Source organism: Bradyrhizobium sp. NAS96.2 (assembly GCF_001908235.1).
Classification (GTDB): Bacteria; Pseudomonadota; Alphaproteobacteria; order Rhizobiales; family Xanthobacteraceae; genus Bradyrhizobium.
The window spans coordinates 1-15,263 of record NZ_LGHK01000147.1 but is presented as its reverse complement, the minus strand read 5'-3'; the positions used below and the strand labels follow the sequence as shown (position 1 = coordinate 15,263).

The following is a 15,263-nucleotide window of genomic DNA, read 5'->3' as shown; positions in this document are numbered from 1 at the left end:
TCCGACCGCGCGCTGTCGCTGGCCGCCGCCATGAACTATCCGGAGCTCGCGGTGCGCCGCCGGCCGAAGGTCGCCGTGCTGGCAACCGGCGATGAGCTGGTGATGCCGGGATCAAAACCCGGCCCCGGCCAGATCGTCTATTCCAACGGCTACGCGCTGCGGGCGCTGGCGCGGACCGAAGGCGCCGAGACCGTCGACCTCGGGATTGCCGCCGACACCGTGGAGGCGACCACGGCCGGCATCCGCCGGGCGCGTGAGAGCGGTGCCGACATCCTGATCACCACCGGCGGCGCCTCGGTCGGCGACCACGATCTCGTCAAGCAGTCGCTGGAGGCCGAGGGCGTCCAGATGGCGTTCTGGCGGATCGCGATGCGGCCCGGCAAGCCGATGATGCACGGCCGGCTAGGGTCGATGCGCGTGATCGGCCTGCCCGGCAATCCGGTGTCCTCCTATGTCTGCGCCTTCCTGTTCCTGGTGCCGTTGATTCGCGCATTGAGCGGCCGAAAAACGATTCATCATCGCCGCGCGAGCGCCCTGCTCGGCCGCGACCTCGCCGCCAACGACCAGCGCGAGGACTATCTGCGCGCGCGTCTGGAAGAGCGCGAAGACGGCACGCTGATCGCAACGCCTGTCATGCAGCAGGACTCGTCGCTGCTCGGAAATCTCGCTGCGGCACGGGCACTTCTCGTGCGTCCGCCGTTTGCGCCGGCCGCCGTCAAAGGCGCCGAGTGCGAGATCCTGACGCTGCCTGAATGAGGCTTTCGCGGCCCGCTCATTGTGCGTGCGTTGCCGTGCGCGTTCACCTGAAATTAAGTGGTTGCGGAACACATATCGAACATATAGTGTCCGTTCATGATTTGTTTCGAGTACTGGTGTCTACAAACGGGAGACCGCCAGGGAGCGCTTGCAACAAGCACAATGCTCCTGAGGTCAGACCCGGCCTGCAGGCCCCACCGAAGAGTCTCGGAATCGAACGACGCTATCAACCGGGGGAATACTCGAGATGCTCACGCGCAAACAGTACGAACTTCTGCGTTTCATCAATGAACGTCTGAAAGAGGCCGGCGTGCCGCCCTCCTTCGACGAGATGAAGGATGCGCTCGACCTGCGCTCGAAGTCCGGTATCCACCGCCTGATCACTGCGCTGGAGGAGCGCGGCTTCATCCGCCGCCTGCCCAACCGCGCCCGCGCCATCGAAGTCATCAAGCTGCCCGAGCTCTCCGCCGGCGCCGGCAACGGCCGCCGCGGCTTCACGCCAAGCGTCATCGAAGGCACCCTCGGCAAGCGCACCAGCACGCCCCCGGTCGCCGAAGACGACGGCAACCGTCCGGTCGCCGTGCCCGTGATGGGCCGGATCGCCGCCGGTACGCCGATCGAGGCGCTGCAGACCCGCAGCCACACCATCAGCGTACCACCCGACATGCTCGGTGCCGGCGAGCATTATGCGCTGGAGGTGCGCGGCGACTCGATGGTCGATGCCGGCATCCTCGACGGCGACATGGCGCTGATCCAGCGCAACGACGTCGCCAACACCGGCGACATCGTGGTGGCGCTGATCGACGAGGAGGAAGCCACCCTGAAGCGCTTCCGCCGCCGCGGCGCATCGATCGCGCTGGAGCCGGCCAACACCGCCTATGAAGTGCGCATCCTGCCGCCGAACCGGGTCCGCATCCAGGGCAAGCTGATCGGCCTCTACCGCAAGTACTGAGTTGCAAATACTTGCGGCGGCGAGGAACGAGCAACACGTCGGATCGTTCCTTGAAAGATAGCGCAGCATGCGGCCCGCCCGACGCGCTCCGATACCTCTCACGCAGCGTCGCGTGTTTGTGATTGAGGTGGTCTCGGGCCAGTCGTACAATAGCCCAGAAACGAGCTGACACTCGTTCGCTATCGTCCACTCTGGTAGAGGCCCTATGCCTCAAGGAGAGGCACGGGTCGCTACCTCGAAATGAGGAGCCAACCGATGTGTGACTATAGTCTGCACGCCGTGGCATCGCGCCCCGCCATTGTCGGAGAGACGCTGATCACGACGACCTTCCGCGGCACGTCAACCCGCGGCTTTGCTTCGGAGAACGATCCCACTGTCGCGGTCTGCATGCTGCCCGGCACCGAGCTCGCATTCGCCGAGAACGTTCGCTACGACAGCCGCTGGATCTGGACCAAGACAATGAACTTCCGCGTCGGCGTGTTCAACGAAGTCGAGCCCGACGTGCCCGATCGCCATCATGACGCGGTCGAATTCCCCGACGGCAGCCATGTGCTAGTGACCCAGCTCGTCGAGGGGCAGCGCGTCAGCGTGCTGCAACTGCCGGCGCTGCATCCGCCGGTCGAGCAGAAGCCGAAGGTTGTGGAGCGGCGGCCCTCCGCATTCGCGTCGCTGTTTTTGGGTTGAACGCATCGTCGCCGTGGAATGAACCGTTCGGCGGCGGATAACCTAAGCGATTTCGAGCGACCCCGGACGTCCGGTTCCGGGGCGCGGCAGGAGATTTGCGTCGACGGCCGCCTTGGCGCATCATCGGGCACGGAGGACGTGCGCGGTGGTCGATAAGGTCACTTGGCAAAAAGCTGGACGCGTCACGGAGCCGGGCCGCTACATGTTCCGGTTCGGCTGGCTGACGGTCACGGCCGACGACCTGAAGGTCTGGGAACGGTTTCCCGAGGCGGTCTTCACCCTCGTCAAGAAGCCCGACGGCGGCCCCGACTCCGACGGCGGCCCCGACTCCGACGAATACCATCTCGGCCTGTTTGAGCTACCATCCGGCACCTCGCTCGATCCCGGCTAATCCTCGCCTTACTAATCCTCGCCTTGCAGATCGACCTCGGACGGCGTCGCGTCGATGGCGGGCCGCGGCGCGGCGGCGGGCGCGCGCAGCGTGGTCTCGCTCTCGCCATCGCCGGGAACCGCCAGCGACCATGGCCGGTCGATCCCGCCCGGCTTGACCGCATCGATGGCGTAGCCGTCCCGGATCCGCCGCAGCATCAGCGCGCCGTGGCGCCGCAGCCGCTCGGCGTCGATCACGGAGGCGGCGCAGTCCCGCGGCGGTGGCGGCCGTGCGGTCACGATCAGCGCCGCGCGCTCGCAATCGTCGACCAGTGCCTCGGGCCGGGTCGCCAGCGCGACGAAGGCGCCGCCGGGCCCTTGCGTCACGCAGCCGCTCGGATCGCAGGAGACCCCCTCGCCGAGTGACGCATCCATAGCCGTCCGGGCATCGGCATCCGCCGCCAGCCATTCCTTCACGAGAAAGGCATCCTTGGCGCTGTGCATCAGGTGCAGCCGGCCGTCGCCGCCACGCACCGCGACGTTGCGGCCATCGGCCGAGACCAGAACGTCCGGCTGCGGCACCCGCACCGCCCAGACCGAGGCGACCACGAGCAACGCGGCCCCCGACCAGCGCAGCGGCGAACGCAACAATCCCTGCAGGATCAGGCCGGCACTCGCCAGGATCATCGGCCCGACGCCGAACGCCGCCATCCGGCCGACCGCGCCGGGCAGCGCCGCGACCCATTGCGTCACCAGGATCATCCAGTCGATGCCGAACCCCATGATCGCCCAGAACACGCCGTCGAAGCCGAACGGCATGACGAGCAGCCCGAGCAGGCCCGCCGGCATCACCACGGCCGACACCACCGGCATGGCCGCGAGGTTCGCGAGCAGCCCGTAGGGCGTGACGCGATGGAAGTGGAACGCAGCGTAGGGCGTCGTCGCGAGCCCCGCGACCAGCGAGGCCAGCGTCAGCATCGCCAGTTCGCGCCCGCCCCACAGCGCGACCCGCGCGGTCGCCGAATGGTCCGGCGATGCCAGAAGGTTCGGCAGCCCGATCTGCACCAGCGCCACCAGCCCGAGCGTCGCGGCGAACGACATCTGGAAGCTCGGATGCACCAGCGCCTCCGGCGCGATCGCGAGCACGATCAGCGCCGCCACCGCCAGCGTGCGGAAGGTGATCGCGCGGCGGTCGACGATCACGGCGATCAGCACCACGGCCGTCATGAAGAACGACCGCTGGGTCGCGACCTCGGCTCCCGACAGCAAAAGATAGAACGCCGCGGCGACGAGCGCGGCTGCTGCGGCCCATTTCTTGATCGGGTGTCCCGCCGTCAGCGCCGGAAACAGCGCAAGCAGCGCGCGGATCGTGAAGAATACGACGCCTGCGACGACCGCCATGTGGTAGCCGGAGATCGACAGCACATGGCCGAGCCCCGAGATGAACATCGCATCGTTGACCGGCGTCGTGATCGCATCGCGCCGGCCGGTGAGCAGCGCCGTTGCGATGGCGCGCTGGTCGCCGTCGAGCGTGGTCCGGATGCGCGCGTCGATGGCGTCGCGCAGCCACTGCATGAAGGCGGCATAGCGCAGCGCAAGGCCGCGGGCTGCCGGCGGCTCCCTGGTCTTGACCGCACCCATCACGAATCCGGACGCGCCGATGCCCTGGAAATACAGGTCGCGGCCGAAATCATAGGAGCCCGGACGCTGCGGCCCGAGCGGCGGCATCAGCCGCGCCTTCAATTCGACGAAGCTGCCGACTTCGGGCGCGGTGCCCTTCTTCACCGAGAGCCTGACACGCTCCAACTTGGTATTGTCGCGCGGGCTCTCCATCGAGACCACGCGCAGCACGAAGCGATCGGTCTTCTCTCTGATGTCGCGCGTCTCGACAAAGCCGGTCAGCGCTACCGAGAACATCGGCCGCGCCAGCACGCCGTGAGCGATCCGCGCCGTCTTCCATGTCGCAATGGCAAAGCCCGCGGCAACGGCAGCCAGCATCACGATGGCGGGAAACACGCTGCGCCGCCGGAGCAGCAGCGCGAGCAGGCAGAGCACGATCGCGACAGTGGCGGCGACCGACAGGACCGGCTCGTGCTCGGCCGCAAAATAGAATGCGATGCCGGTGCCGAACGCCACCGGCACCCACGGCAACAGCCGACCGGCGCCCGCCTCCGCGCGCGCCCATTCCCGCAACGTCTCGACGAAGGGCCGCCAGATGCTGGCAGGCGTCGGCAGATAGCCGCCGGCAGGAACGGCGGCACGCGGCGGCCACGTCCCCGCGTAGCCGCGTTTGCCGCCCGGCGTCGTGCCCTGCTCCGCCATTCCACTTGTGATCCCTGCCGGGCGGCAAGGCTACCGGAAGCAGTGACCTCACCGCTAGCGGAACGGATGCAGAATACGGACCGGCAAGGCGGGATACGAGGACCGACCTGCGCCGCGCGGCTCCCCGCACGGGCCACAGCTCCTGCCCGCGTCAGACCGATCGAGCCGAAAGTCGCATTAGGTAGCAATCCGGTTGGGATTAGACTGCCCTGACGCCTGCATTCCCGGACAGACAGGGATGAGGCGCTAACGGCTCGCGGCACTGAAGGCCGCTGGAGCTCTTCTCAGGTGGTCCAAAACTCCCTGAGACCAGGCGTTGCGGACGAACTCGCAAATCTCGCCTGCAACGCCGCGCACCACGCGCACTCCGCGAGCGGATTGATCGCTGAAAAAACGCGAGGAGTAGCGTCTGCATTTGATAGGAGCAGCACATGGCAATTCAAGTACCTAGCGATTTTCGTCGCGTGATTGTCGCTGCGTCAGTGGGAAACATCATTGAATGGTACGACTTCTATATTTTTGGCAGCCTTGCCGCCGTTCTATCGGTCAAGTTCTTTGAGCAATCCCACCCCGTCGCAGCCCTGCTGAGCACAATCGCACTGTTCACTGCGGGATTCCTGATCCGTCCGCTTGGGGCCTTCCTGTTCGGATGGATGGGCGATCGGGTCGGCCGCAAATATACATTCCTCATTACGTTGAGCGGAATGGGCCTGGGAACGGGAGCGATCGGACTGATTCCAACCTATCAGTCGATCGGCCTGACGGCCGCATTCATTCTGTTCGGTTTGCGAATGATCCAGGGTCTATGCCTCGGCGGCGAATATGGCGGCGCCATCACCTATGTCGCCGAGCATGTTCCGGACGACAGCCGCGGCTACTACACCGGCTGGCTACAAACCTCGCCGACACTCGGGATCGTGGTGTCGCTGGCCGTGATCGTCCTGACCCGGAGCTGGGCCGGCAATCAGGCCTTCGACGAATGGGCCTGGCGCGTTCCGTTCCTGCTCTCGTTCGTGCTGGTGGCCATCGCCATCTACATCCGCCTCCAGCTCCAGGAGACGCCGATTTTCCAGGAGATCAAGGCACGCGGACAGATGACCAGGAATCCGTGGAAGGAAGCCTTCCTCAGCGCCAACATCAAGTACATCGGGATCGCCATCGTCGTCCTGATCGGACAGGGCGTGGTCTGGTACAGCGGTCAATTCTGGGCACTGTACTTCCTGCAGCAGGTTTCGAAGGTGGACGCGCTCTCCTCGGCCTACATCGTAGGAGCAGCATTGCTGATCGCAACACCGAGCCTGATCTTCTTTGGCTGGCTGTCGGATCAGATCGGCCGCAAGCCCGTGATCCTGGGAGGGATGCTGCTCGCCGCGATCACCTACTATCCGCTGTATCTGTGGCTCGGCATGGTCACGCAGCCGGGACACATCAACTATCCGGCCGCCGTCTTCATCGTCTTCATCCTCGTTTGCTACGTCGGGATGGTGTATGGGCCGGTAGGCGCGTTCCTGGCGGAATTCTTCCCAGGGAGGATCAGGTACACCTCAGTCTCGGTGCCGTATCATATCGGCAACGGCTGGGGCGGCGGCTTGGTGCCGTTCATCACATCGGCCGCTTTCGCGGCCACCGGCAGCATCGGCTACGCGCTGATCTACCCGATTGTCGTTCCGGCGGTGTGTTTCGTGATTGCCCTGCTCGTCATGCCTGAGACACGCAAGACCAGAATTTGGGAGCAGATCGAGGCGAGCGTCGCATCGTAACGAAGTGACCTTGCTGCGGGGCAACTGCGGCAGGAGTCATGGCCGTCTTCCAGCACGTGCGGACGATGATTCTGAATCGTCCCGCACTCGCGGTCCCTTGCGTGATTTCTCTGCAGAACTTGCGTCCGCGTGACATCGGCGCGGCCTGGAGGGGATCCTGCTCCATGCAACCAAACCTCAGCGGCCGCCAGTGATAGGCGGTCAGACCAACACCTCCGTCGGCTTCCTCTCAGCCAGCCCGGTGATGCCACCGATCGTGCCACCAGGTGGTGAAATCACGATCCGTCGTCAGCTCCCAGCAAGCGAGCACGATCACCACGATGCCGGCGAGCACGCTGCCCGTCGTGACCGATCCCTGTTCGTAGCTGAACGTCCAGGGTGCCAGCACCAGAGCCAGCCCCATCAGCATCTCGCCCCATTCCTCCAGATAGGACGGAATGATGAATGCCTCCAAGGCAAACAGCACGACGCCCAATCCGAGTGCGACGGAGATCCAGAGAGCTGCCCCGGAGAAGCCCAGTGCAAACGGCGATGCGACCAGCCAGACGCCCACCAACAGGCTGGCAGCATCCTGCCAGTGTTGAATGCGCATAGTTCTCACCTCCCTCTCTCCAAGGATATGGTGCGGCGGGGACAAAAAACACCTGTCCGACCTGCGATGTGTTGCCGCTGTGCCAGGCTCCAGCGCGCGCCTAGATCAGCGGTGTCTGCGACGAAACATGGTGGCAGACGATCTTCCAGTCGCCGTCCTCGCGCGCGATCACCCAGGTGATCTTGACGACGAGCGCGGGCGCATCGCCGTCAAGAAAGAAGGACGCAATGCCCGCCATGTTGACGAGATCGGCGTTCACCCGCGCGGTCCTGATTTCGCTGAACTGAACTCGCGGCGCGTGCCAGCGCGGCAGGCCTTCAGCATAGGCTTTGACGCCGTCGCGACCGCGATACAGCGTCGGGTTCGAGCCGAAGAAGAACGCGCTCTTCGAGTAGAGCGCGGAGAGCGCATCCGCGTCGAGCTTGCTGAAACCCGCCGACCATTTTGCAATGATCGCGGAGACGATGTCGTCGGCTTCATCAGGCATCGATCGCCTCCCTCCTGGCGTCGGTCTCAAGCAGCCTTAGCCTTTGCCGCCGACTTCCTTGGCAAAGGTGTCGCGCAGGCCGATGGTGCGGTTGAACACGAGCTTGTCCGGCCTCGAATCCGCGTCACGCACGAAATAGCCCTGCCGCTCGAACTGCATCGCGTCGGGTGAATTGCCATCGGCGATCGCAGGCTCGACCCGCGCATCGCTGAGCACTTCCAGCGACTGAGGGTTGAGGTCGGCGGCAAAATCGGCGGCGTTCGGGCTCGGGTTGGCGAACAGCTGATTGTAGATCCGGATCTCCGCCGGCTTCGACTGCGCCGCCGGCAGCCAGTGCATCGTCGCCTTCACCTTGCGGCCGTCGGGCGCATTGCCGCCCTTGGTCAGGGGATCATAGGTCGCGCGGAGCTCGACGATCTCGCCGGCGGCGTCCTTGATCACGCCCGTGCACTTGATGAAGTAAGCATAGCGCAGCCGCACCTCGTTGCCGGGCGAGAGGCGGAAGAACTTCTTCGGCGGGTTCTCCATGAAGTCGTCGCGCTCGATATAGAGCTCGCGGCCGAACGCGATCTTGCGGGTGCCGGCTTCCGGATTGTCCGGGTGGTTGATCGCCTCGATCTCCTCGACCTGGCCTTCCGGATAGTTCTCGATCACGACCTTGAGCGGCCGCAGCACCGCCATGCGGCGCAGCGCGGTGCGGTTCAGCTCCTCGCGAATGCAGAATTCGAGCATGCTGACGTCGACCACGCTGTTCGCCTTGGCGACGCCGATGCGCTTGATGAATTCGCGCACCGCGGCCGGCGGCACGCCGCGCCGCTTCAGGCCGGCGATGGTCGGCATGCGCGGATCGTCCCAACCCGAGACATGCCCGTCACGGACGAGCTGGGTCAGCACGCGCTTCGACAGCAGCGTGTAGGTCAGGTTCAGCCGCGCCATTTCATACTGGCGCGGCTTCGACGGCACCGGCAGCTTGTCGAGCAACCACTCGTAGAGCGGACGGTGATCCTCAAACTCCAGCGTACAGATCGAATGGGTGATGCCCTCGATCGCGTCCGACTGGCCGTGCGCGTAGTCGTAGCTCGGATAGATCGACCATTTGTCGCCGGTGCGCGGATGGTGGGCATGCAGGATGCGGTAGAGCACGGGGTCGCGCAAATTAATGTTGCCGGCCGCCATATCGATCTTGGCGCGCAGCACGCGGGTGCCGTTCGGAAACTCGCCGGCCTTCATGCGGCGGAACAGGTCGAGGTTCTCCTCGACCGAACGGTCGCGGAACGGCGAGTTCTTGCCGGGCTCGGTCAGCGTGCCGCGGGACGTGCGGATCTCCTCCTGCGACTGGTCGTCGACATAGGCATAGCCGGCCTTGATCAGGCCCTCGGCCCAATCATACAGGCGCTCGAAATAGTCCGAGGCGAAGAAGAGGTTCTTGCCCCAATCGTAGCCGAGCCAATGGACGTCGGCCTGGATCGAGTCGATGTACTCCTGCTCCTCCTTGGTCGGATTGGTGTCGTCGAAGCGCAAATTGCACTGGCCGCCGAACTCCTGCGCGATGCCGAAATTTAAGGCGATCGACTTGGCGTGGCCGATATGCAGGTAGCCGTTCGGCTCCGGCGGGAAGCGGGTCACGATCCGGTTGTGCTTGTGGGAGGAGAGATCGGCCTGGACGATGTCGCGGATGAAGTCGCGCCCTGCCTCTGCCGTCGTGTCAATCGTCATCAAAGGGTTCCCTGGAGGATTAGGCCCAACCTTCTGCCAAATTCGTGCCGTCCGGCCAAGTCCGGTTTCAAGTCCGGTTTCAAGTCCGGTTTGACGGGCAAAAGGTCAACCGAGGCTTTAGTTATGTCCGGTTCCTGCTATACACCACCGCCCGTTCCAGCATACGTCTCACTCGATCATGACCAATTCCGTCGTTACCCGCTTCGCCCCCTCACCGACCGGATTCCTCCATATCGGAGGCGCCCGCACCGCGCTGTTCAACTGGCTCTATGCCAGGAAGCTCGGCGGCAAGATGCTGCTCCGGATCGAGGACACCGACCGCGAACGCTCCACCAAGGAGGCGATCGACGCCATCCTCGACGGCCTGAAGTGGCTGGAGCTCGATTGGGACGGCGACGTGATCTACCAGTTCAGCCGCGCCGCCCGCCATCGCGAGGTCGCCGAGGGCCTGCTCGCCGCCGGGCGCGCCTATTACTGCTACGCCACGCCCGAGGAGCTGGCCGCGATGCGCGAGAAGGCGCGCGCCGAGGGCCGCACCCGGCTCTATGACGGCATGTGGCGTGACCGTGATCCGGCCACCGCGCCTTCGGACGTCAAGCCGACCATCCGCCTGAAAGCGCCGCAGACCGGCGAGACCGTGATCGAGGACCAGGTCCAGGGCCGCGTGGTCTGGCAGAACGAGAACCTCGACGACCTCGTCCTGCTGCGCGGCGACGGTACCCCGACCTACATGCTCGCGGTCGTGGTCGACGACCACGACATGGGCGTCACCCACATCATTCGCGGCGACGACCATTTGATCAACGCCGCGCGCCAGAAGCAGATCTACGACGCGCTGGAGTGGGAGCTTCCGAGCATGTCCCACATTCCGCTGATCCACGGCCCCGACGGCTCGAAACTGTCGAAGCGCCATGGCGCGCTCGGCGTCGATGCCTACCGCGCGCTCGGCTATCTGCCGGCCGCCCTGCGCAACTACCTCGTCCGGCTCGGCTGGAGCCATGGCGACCAGGAGATTTTCTCCACCCAGGAGATGATCGACGCGTTCGATCTCCCGGGCATTGGCCGCTCGGCGGCGCGGTTCGATTTCGCCAAGCTGGAGAACCTCAACGGTCACTATATCCGGCAGAGCGACGATCAATCCCTCGTGACCCAGTTCGAGAGCGTGCTGGACTATGTTCCTGAAGGCGCCGCGCTGAAGGCCAAGCTCAACGACACCACCCGCGCGCAGTTGCTGCGCGCAATGCCGAGCCTGAAGGAGCGCGCCAAGACGCTGATCGAGCTGATCGCGGGTGCCTACTTCATTTTCGCCGACCGGCCGCTCGAGCTCGATCCGAAAGCTGTGGCGCTACTCACGCCGGAAACGCGCGCATTGATCGGCCGCCTGCGCACCGCGCTGGAAGCCGTGAATGACTGGACGGCGGAAACCACCGAGACCGCCATGCGGAATTTCGCCGAGCAGAACAATTTGAAACTCGGCGCCGTCGCCCAGCCGCTGCGGGTGGCGCTGACCGGGCGCACAACGTCGCCGGGCATCTTCGACGTGCTGGCCGTCCTGGGACGCCAGGAGTGTCTGGCCCGCCTCGCCGATCAGGCGGCGTAATCCTGCATGGACCCCTCCCAGGGTCCATCTTGCAGCGCACATTGCAATGAGCTACCCATCGCCGGACGCCTTCTTCACAAGCCGTTCCGCCCCGCCATGGGCCGCAAATTAGCGACTGGGCATGGTCGGTTTTCGCAACGAATTCATCGGGGATATCGCGATGGACGCAAAATCCAGCAAGACAGCCACACTCACCATCGGCAACAAGAACTACGATTTCCCGATCCTGAGCGGCACGGTTGGGCCTGATGTCATCGACATCGCCAAGCTCTACGGCCAGGCCGGGGTGTTCACCTATGACCCCGGCTTCACCTCGACCGGCAGCTGCCAGTCGAAGATCACCTACATCGACGGCGACGCCGGCGTTCTCGAATACCGCGGCTATCCGATCGAGCAGCTCGCCGAGAACGGCGACTTCCTCGAGACTTGCTATTTGCTGCTCTACGGGGAGCTTCCGACCCCGGCGCAGAAGAAGGATTTCGACCACCGCGTGATCCATCACACGATGGTGCATGAGCAGATGGCCCGCTTCTTCCAGGGCTTCCGCCGCGACGCTCATCCGATGGCGATCATGGTGGCGGCCGTCGGCGCGCTGGCTGCGTTCTACCACGACTCCACCGACATCAACGATCCGCGGCAGCGCATGATCGCCTCGATGCGGATGATCGCGAAGGTGCCGACGCTGGCGGCGATGGCGTACAAGTACACCGTCGGCCAGCCCTTCATCTATCCGAAGAACTCGCTCTCGTTTGCCGAGAACTTCCTCAACATGTGCTTCGCGGTGCCCTGCGAGGACTACAAGATCAATCCGGTGCTCGCCGACGCACTCGACAAGATCTTCATCCTGCATGCCGACCACGAGCAGAACGCCTCGACCTCGACGGTGCGTATCGCCGGCTCCTCGGGCGCCAACCCGTTCGCCTGCATCGCGGCCGGCATCGCCTGCCTGTGGGGCCCGGCGCATGGCGGCGCCAACGAGGCCGCGCTCAACATGCTCTACGGCATCGGCAAGGTCGAAAACATTCCGGATTTCATCGCCAAGGTGAAGGACAAGAACAGCGAAGTTCGCCTGATGGGCTTCGGCCACCGCGTCTACAAGAACTACGACCCGCGCGCCAAGATCATGCAGAAGATGTGTCATGCGGTGCTCAAGGAGACCGGCCACGGCGACGATCCGATGCTCAAGGTCGCGATGGAGCTCGAGAAGATCGCGCTCAGCGATCCCTACTTCATCGATCGCAAGCTCTACCCGAACGTCGACTTCTATTCGGGCATCACGCTGAAGGCGATGGGCTTCCCGGTCTCGATGTTCACCGTGCTGTTCGCGGTCGCCCGCACCGTCGGCTGGATCAGCCAGTGGAGCGAGATGATCGAGGATCCGCAGCAGAAGATCGGCCGTCCGCGCCAGCTCTACACCGGCGTCGCGCGCCGCGACTATGTGCAGATCGACAAGCGCAAGTAAGCTGCATTTCCGAGTGAGTCCGAGACGGCGCCATCATTCCCGATGGCGCCGTTTTCGTTTGCCGCGTGCGACTTCGGTCGCGAGCGCATCAAGGCGCGGCAGCCAGAACGCCCTGAAGCGGTCGAGCCAGTCGTCGACCTCGCGCAGCCGCCGCGGCTCCACGGCATAGATGCGGCGGGTGCCGTCGGCGCGCACCGATGCGAAGCCGGCGTCGCGCAGGATCCGCAACTGCTGCGAGACCGCCGACTGGGTGATGCCGAATTCGCGCTGCACGACGGCGACGACATCGCCCGAACTGTGCTCGCCGGTCGCCAGCAGCTCCAGGATGCGCCGGCGAACGGGATCGCCGAGGATGTCGAAGGCGTGCACGGCTGCTAGCCTCCACCCGGCTCGGGCTCGCCGCAATAGAACGCCGTGGTGTTGGCCTCGGCCCGGCGCGCGGCGGCCTCATCCGTGCCAGCCTTGATCGAAGCCGTACACCAGTCGGCGCTGCTGCGGCGGATGAACTCCCTGCCATCCTCGGAGCCGGGCCACGCCTCCGCGGCCGCGCGATCGAACTGCGCACCGGGGCCCGCGGCGATGTAGAGCGCGAGCCCGACCAACGCGAGGTCCCAGCCGACGCCGACCGCGCCGGGTCCATAGCGATCCCAGAAGTCGCCCTCGATCAGCGAGAGGTGCTCGAGTTCCAGGCGCGTGCCGCCGGCGCTATCGTCAGCCAGGGTGACGGTGACCCAGCTGACGGTGCCCATCGCCTCCCAGGTCACGGCAAGCCGGCGCGGCGGCTCACACGTCGTGATCTCGCCGCCGGCCTGGCCCTGGAACTGGTAGCGGCCGCCAAGCTTCAGATCGCCCGAGACGGGTAGGAACCAGCGCGGAATGCGCTCGGGATTGGTCAGCGCATCCCAGAGATCGGCGATGTCGGTGTCGTAGCTGCGCGTTGCAATCACCGCCCGCGCCGGTTTGCCGTCGCGTTCCCGGACGGCAACTTCACGAACGACGGCTCCGACATAGGCGACAGGATTGATCTTCATGGAGGGCTCCGTACTAATATTAGGCTATGCTAATATTAGCGCAGTCTAAATATTCGAGGCAAGCGGAACCGTTGCGGCCGGATGTCGCCGCAGAGCGCAGTATGAGTGCATGACTAGCTCGAACGCCGGCCCAGTTCCGCCAGTACGATGTCGGCGGCGCGGACGCTCGGCGGCTGGTCGCCGGTCGACATCTTGCCGTCCATCGTCGCGAACGCCACGAGCTGCCGCAGCCGCTCGGGCGAATCCTTGATCACGTCGATCAGCGCCTGCGCGAGCTTGTCCGGCGTGCAGTTCTCCTGCAGGAACTCGGGAATGATATCGCTGCCGATCACGAGATTGGCGAGGATCACCGACGACACCCGGATTGCACGGCGCAGGATGAACGCCTCGGCGGCACCGACGCGATAGGCCGTCACCATCGGAATTCCTGACAGCGCGAGCTCCAGCGTCACCGTCCCCGACTTCGCGAGCGCGGCGCGGGCCACGCGGAACGCGGCGCGCTTCTCGGTCTCACCGATCGCGAGCCGCGGCGCCACCGGCCACGAGGCGACGCCTTCGCGCACCATCGCCTCGAGATGCGGCATGGTGGGAAGCACGAGCTCGAACGGCGTTTGCTGGCTGAGCTGGCCGAGCGCGGCGCCGAATAGCGCCAGATGATGCCTGATCTCGCTGCGCCGGCTTCCGGGCAGAACCAGCAGGACCGGCGGCTGCGCGTCGCGCCGCTTCTGCTCCTCCTCGTTCGGCCGCAGCGAGGCCAGTTGCTCGGTCAAGGGATGGCCGACATAGCTGCATGGCGGTCCCTGCAGCTTGCGATACTCCTCCGGCTCGAACGGCAGCAGCGCCAGCACATGATCGACATAGCTTCGCATCGCGCGCGCCCTGCCCGGCCGCCAGGCCCAGACCGACGGCGACACATAGTCAACGATCGGAATGTCCGGATTGCGTGCTCGGACCCGGCGCGCGACGCGATGCGTGAAATCGGGACTGTCGATGATGACGAGCATGTCGGGCGCGTCGGCGAGCACGGCGTCGGCGGTGCGGCTGATCAACCGCAGGATTTTCGGCAATTGCTTCACGACCGCGGAAAGGCCGACGATCGAGAGTTCTTCGATCGGGAATAGCGGGTCGATGCCCTCACCCGTCATCGCCCGGCCACCGACGCCGGCAAATTGCACCCTATCGCCGAGGCGCTGCCGCAGCACCTGCATCAGCGCCGCGCCGAGGCGATCACCGGATTCCTCGGTCGCGATGAGGAAGATCTTGCGGTCGGTGCTGGGACTGCGCGCCTGCATCAGTCCGCCAGCCCGATGACGAACAGCCCCTTGGCGTCGGCGGCCTCAATCAGGGCCTGCGGTTCGGCGGCGAGCGTATTGCCGGCGATCACGGCGATCCCGGCGATCCCGGCCGCCGCCGCGCCCTCGACCGTCCGTGGGCCGACGGTCGGCAGATCGAAGCGCAGATCCTGCTTGCTCTTCGGCGCCTTCACCAGCACGCCGCGGCCGGCCTTGGCGCGGATCCGGCCCTCGGCGCGC

Annotated in this window: 15 protein-coding genes; 7 read left to right on the top strand and 8 right to left on the bottom strand. The window is 65.3% G+C overall.

What is annotated here, in order from left to right; translation table 11 throughout:
* The 4 genes from AC628_RS28380 to AC628_RS28365 all read left to right on the top strand — a co-directional run.
* On the top strand, positions 1 to 756 hold a 756-nt coding region (locus AC628_RS28380), incomplete at its 5' end, for a molybdopterin molybdotransferase MoeA (RefSeq protein WP_143201850.1).
* A gap of 247 nt (positions 757 to 1,003) precedes the next feature.
* Positions 1,004 to 1,708 carry a transcriptional repressor LexA gene (lexA, locus tag AC628_RS28375; protein ID WP_074130079.1) on the top strand — a complete coding sequence of 235 codons (705 nt, stop codon included), beginning with the start codon at positions 1,004 to 1,006 and terminating at the stop codon, positions 1,706 to 1,708.
* Between the two features lie 255 nt (positions 1,709 to 1,963).
* Complete coding sequence (locus AC628_RS28370) at positions 1,964 to 2,392, top strand: hypothetical protein (protein WP_074130078.1); 429 nt, start codon at positions 1,964 to 1,966, stop codon at positions 2,390 to 2,392.
* Positions 2,393 to 2,537: 145 nt separating this feature from the next.
* The gene (locus AC628_RS28365; protein WP_074130077.1) at positions 2,538 to 2,783 is read left to right on the top strand and encodes a hypothetical protein; all 246 of its coding nucleotides are present in this window, start codon (positions 2,538 to 2,540) and stop codon (positions 2,781 to 2,783) included.
* Between the two features lie 11 nt (positions 2,784 to 2,794).
* Here the strand turns inward: AC628_RS28365 and AC628_RS28360 are convergent, their stop codons facing one another.
* Positions 2,795 to 5,083: a ComEC/Rec2 family competence protein gene (locus tag AC628_RS28360; RefSeq protein WP_074130076.1), complete on the bottom strand. Its 2,289-nt coding sequence runs from the start codon at positions 5,081 to 5,083 to the stop codon at positions 2,795 to 2,797.
* Between the two features lie 431 nt (positions 5,084 to 5,514).
* Between AC628_RS28360 and AC628_RS28355 the strand changes: the two genes are divergently transcribed.
* Positions 5,515 to 6,843, top strand: coding sequence for an MFS transporter (locus AC628_RS28355; protein ID WP_074130075.1), 1,329 nt, complete (start codon positions 5,515 to 5,517; stop codon positions 6,841 to 6,843).
* A 229-nt stretch (positions 6,844 to 7,072) separates the two neighbouring features.
* Here the strand turns inward: AC628_RS28355 and AC628_RS28350 are convergent, their stop codons facing one another.
* The 3 genes from AC628_RS28350 to AC628_RS28340 all read right to left on the bottom strand — a co-directional run bounded on the left by AC628_RS28350 (position 7,073) and on the right by AC628_RS28340 (position 9,638).
* The gene (locus AC628_RS28350; RefSeq protein WP_074130074.1) at positions 7,073 to 7,435 is read right to left on the bottom strand and encodes an SPW repeat domain-containing protein; all 363 of its coding nucleotides are present in this window, start codon (positions 7,433 to 7,435) and stop codon (positions 7,073 to 7,075) included.
* Between the two features lie 100 nt (positions 7,436 to 7,535).
* Positions 7,536 to 7,922 (bottom strand): YybH family protein, encoded by a 387-nt coding sequence (locus AC628_RS28345; RefSeq protein ID WP_074130073.1) that lies wholly within the window; start codon positions 7,920 to 7,922, stop codon positions 7,536 to 7,538.
* A 36-nt stretch (positions 7,923 to 7,958) separates the two neighbouring features.
* Positions 7,959 to 9,638 carry a glutamine--tRNA ligase/YqeY domain fusion protein gene (locus AC628_RS28340; protein WP_074130081.1) on the bottom strand — a complete coding sequence of 560 codons (1,680 nt, stop codon included), beginning with the start codon at positions 9,636 to 9,638 and terminating at the stop codon, positions 7,959 to 7,961.
* A gap of 178 nt (positions 9,639 to 9,816) precedes the next feature.
* Here AC628_RS28340 and gltX point away from each other — a divergent pair, with 178 nt between their 5' ends.
* Together gltX and gltA are read left to right on the top strand one after the other, a co-directional pair.
* Positions 9,817 to 11,238, top strand: a complete 1,422-nt coding sequence (gene gltX, locus AC628_RS28335; protein WP_074130072.1) for a glutamate--tRNA ligase — start codon at positions 9,817 to 9,819, stop codon at positions 11,236 to 11,238.
* A gap of 160 nt (positions 11,239 to 11,398) precedes the next feature.
* The gene (gene gltA / locus AC628_RS28330) at positions 11,399 to 12,700 is read left to right on the top strand and encodes a citrate synthase (protein ID WP_074130080.1); all 1,302 of its coding nucleotides are present in this window, start codon (positions 11,399 to 11,401) and stop codon (positions 12,698 to 12,700) included.
* A 33-nt stretch (positions 12,701 to 12,733) separates the two neighbouring features.
* Here gltA and AC628_RS28325 read toward each other — a convergent pair whose 3' ends face one another.
* The 4 genes from AC628_RS28325 to lpxI form a co-directional block, all read right to left on the bottom strand.
* Positions 12,734 to 13,069 (bottom strand): ArsR/SmtB family transcription factor, encoded by a 336-nt coding sequence (locus AC628_RS28325; RefSeq protein ID WP_050423836.1) that lies wholly within the window; start codon positions 13,067 to 13,069, stop codon positions 12,734 to 12,736.
* 5 nt (positions 13,070 to 13,074) lie between these two features.
* Positions 13,075 to 13,731, bottom strand: a complete 657-nt coding sequence (locus tag AC628_RS28320) for an SRPBCC family protein (RefSeq protein WP_074130071.1) — start codon at positions 13,729 to 13,731, stop codon at positions 13,075 to 13,077.
* Between the two features lie 113 nt (positions 13,732 to 13,844).
* Positions 13,845 to 15,023, bottom strand: coding sequence for a lipid-A-disaccharide synthase (gene lpxB / locus AC628_RS28315; RefSeq protein ID WP_074130070.1), 1,179 nt, complete (start codon positions 15,021 to 15,023; stop codon positions 13,845 to 13,847).
* On the bottom strand, positions 15,023 to 15,263 hold a 241-nt coding region (gene lpxI, locus AC628_RS28310; RefSeq protein ID WP_143201847.1), incomplete at its 5' end, for a UDP-2,3-diacylglucosamine diphosphatase LpxI domain-containing protein. The genes lpxB and lpxI, both read right to left, overlap by 1 nt.

What these genes read in the sequence shown, in the direction of transcription:
- gltX (WP_074130072.1), top strand. Translation starts at nt 9,817, where the DNA reads ATGACCAATTCCGTCGTTACCCGCTTCGCCCCCTCACCGACCGGATTC.
- lexA (WP_074130079.1), top strand. Translation starts at nt 1,004, where the DNA reads ATGCTCACGCGCAAACAGTACGAACTTCTGCGTTTCATCAATGAACGT.
- AC628_RS28320 (WP_074130071.1), bottom strand. Translation starts at nt 13,731, where the DNA reads ATGAAGATCAATCCTGTCGCCTATGTCGGAGCCGTCGTTCGTGAAGTT.
- AC628_RS28360 (WP_074130076.1), bottom strand. Translation starts at nt 5,083, where the DNA reads ATGGCGGAGCAGGGCACGACGCCGGGCGGCAAACGCGGCTACGCGGGG.
- lpxB (WP_074130070.1), bottom strand. Translation starts at nt 15,023, where the DNA reads ATGCAGGCGCGCAGTCCCAGCACCGACCGCAAGATCTTCCTCATCGCG.
- AC628_RS28345 (WP_074130073.1), bottom strand. Translation starts at nt 7,922, where the DNA reads ATGCCTGATGAAGCCGACGACATCGTCTCCGCGATCATTGCAAAATGG.
- gltA (WP_074130080.1), top strand. Translation starts at nt 11,399, where the DNA reads ATGGACGCAAAATCCAGCAAGACAGCCACACTCACCATCGGCAACAAG.
- AC628_RS28355 (WP_074130075.1), top strand. Translation starts at nt 5,515, where the DNA reads ATGGCAATTCAAGTACCTAGCGATTTTCGTCGCGTGATTGTCGCTGCG.
- AC628_RS28340 (WP_074130081.1), bottom strand. Translation starts at nt 9,638, where the DNA reads ATGACGATTGACACGACGGCAGAGGCAGGGCGCGACTTCATCCGCGAC.
- AC628_RS28370 (WP_074130078.1), top strand. Translation starts at nt 1,964, where the DNA reads ATGTGTGACTATAGTCTGCACGCCGTGGCATCGCGCCCCGCCATTGTC.
- AC628_RS28350 (WP_074130074.1), bottom strand. Translation starts at nt 7,435, where the DNA reads ATGCGCATTCAACACTGGCAGGATGCTGCCAGCCTGTTGGTGGGCGTC.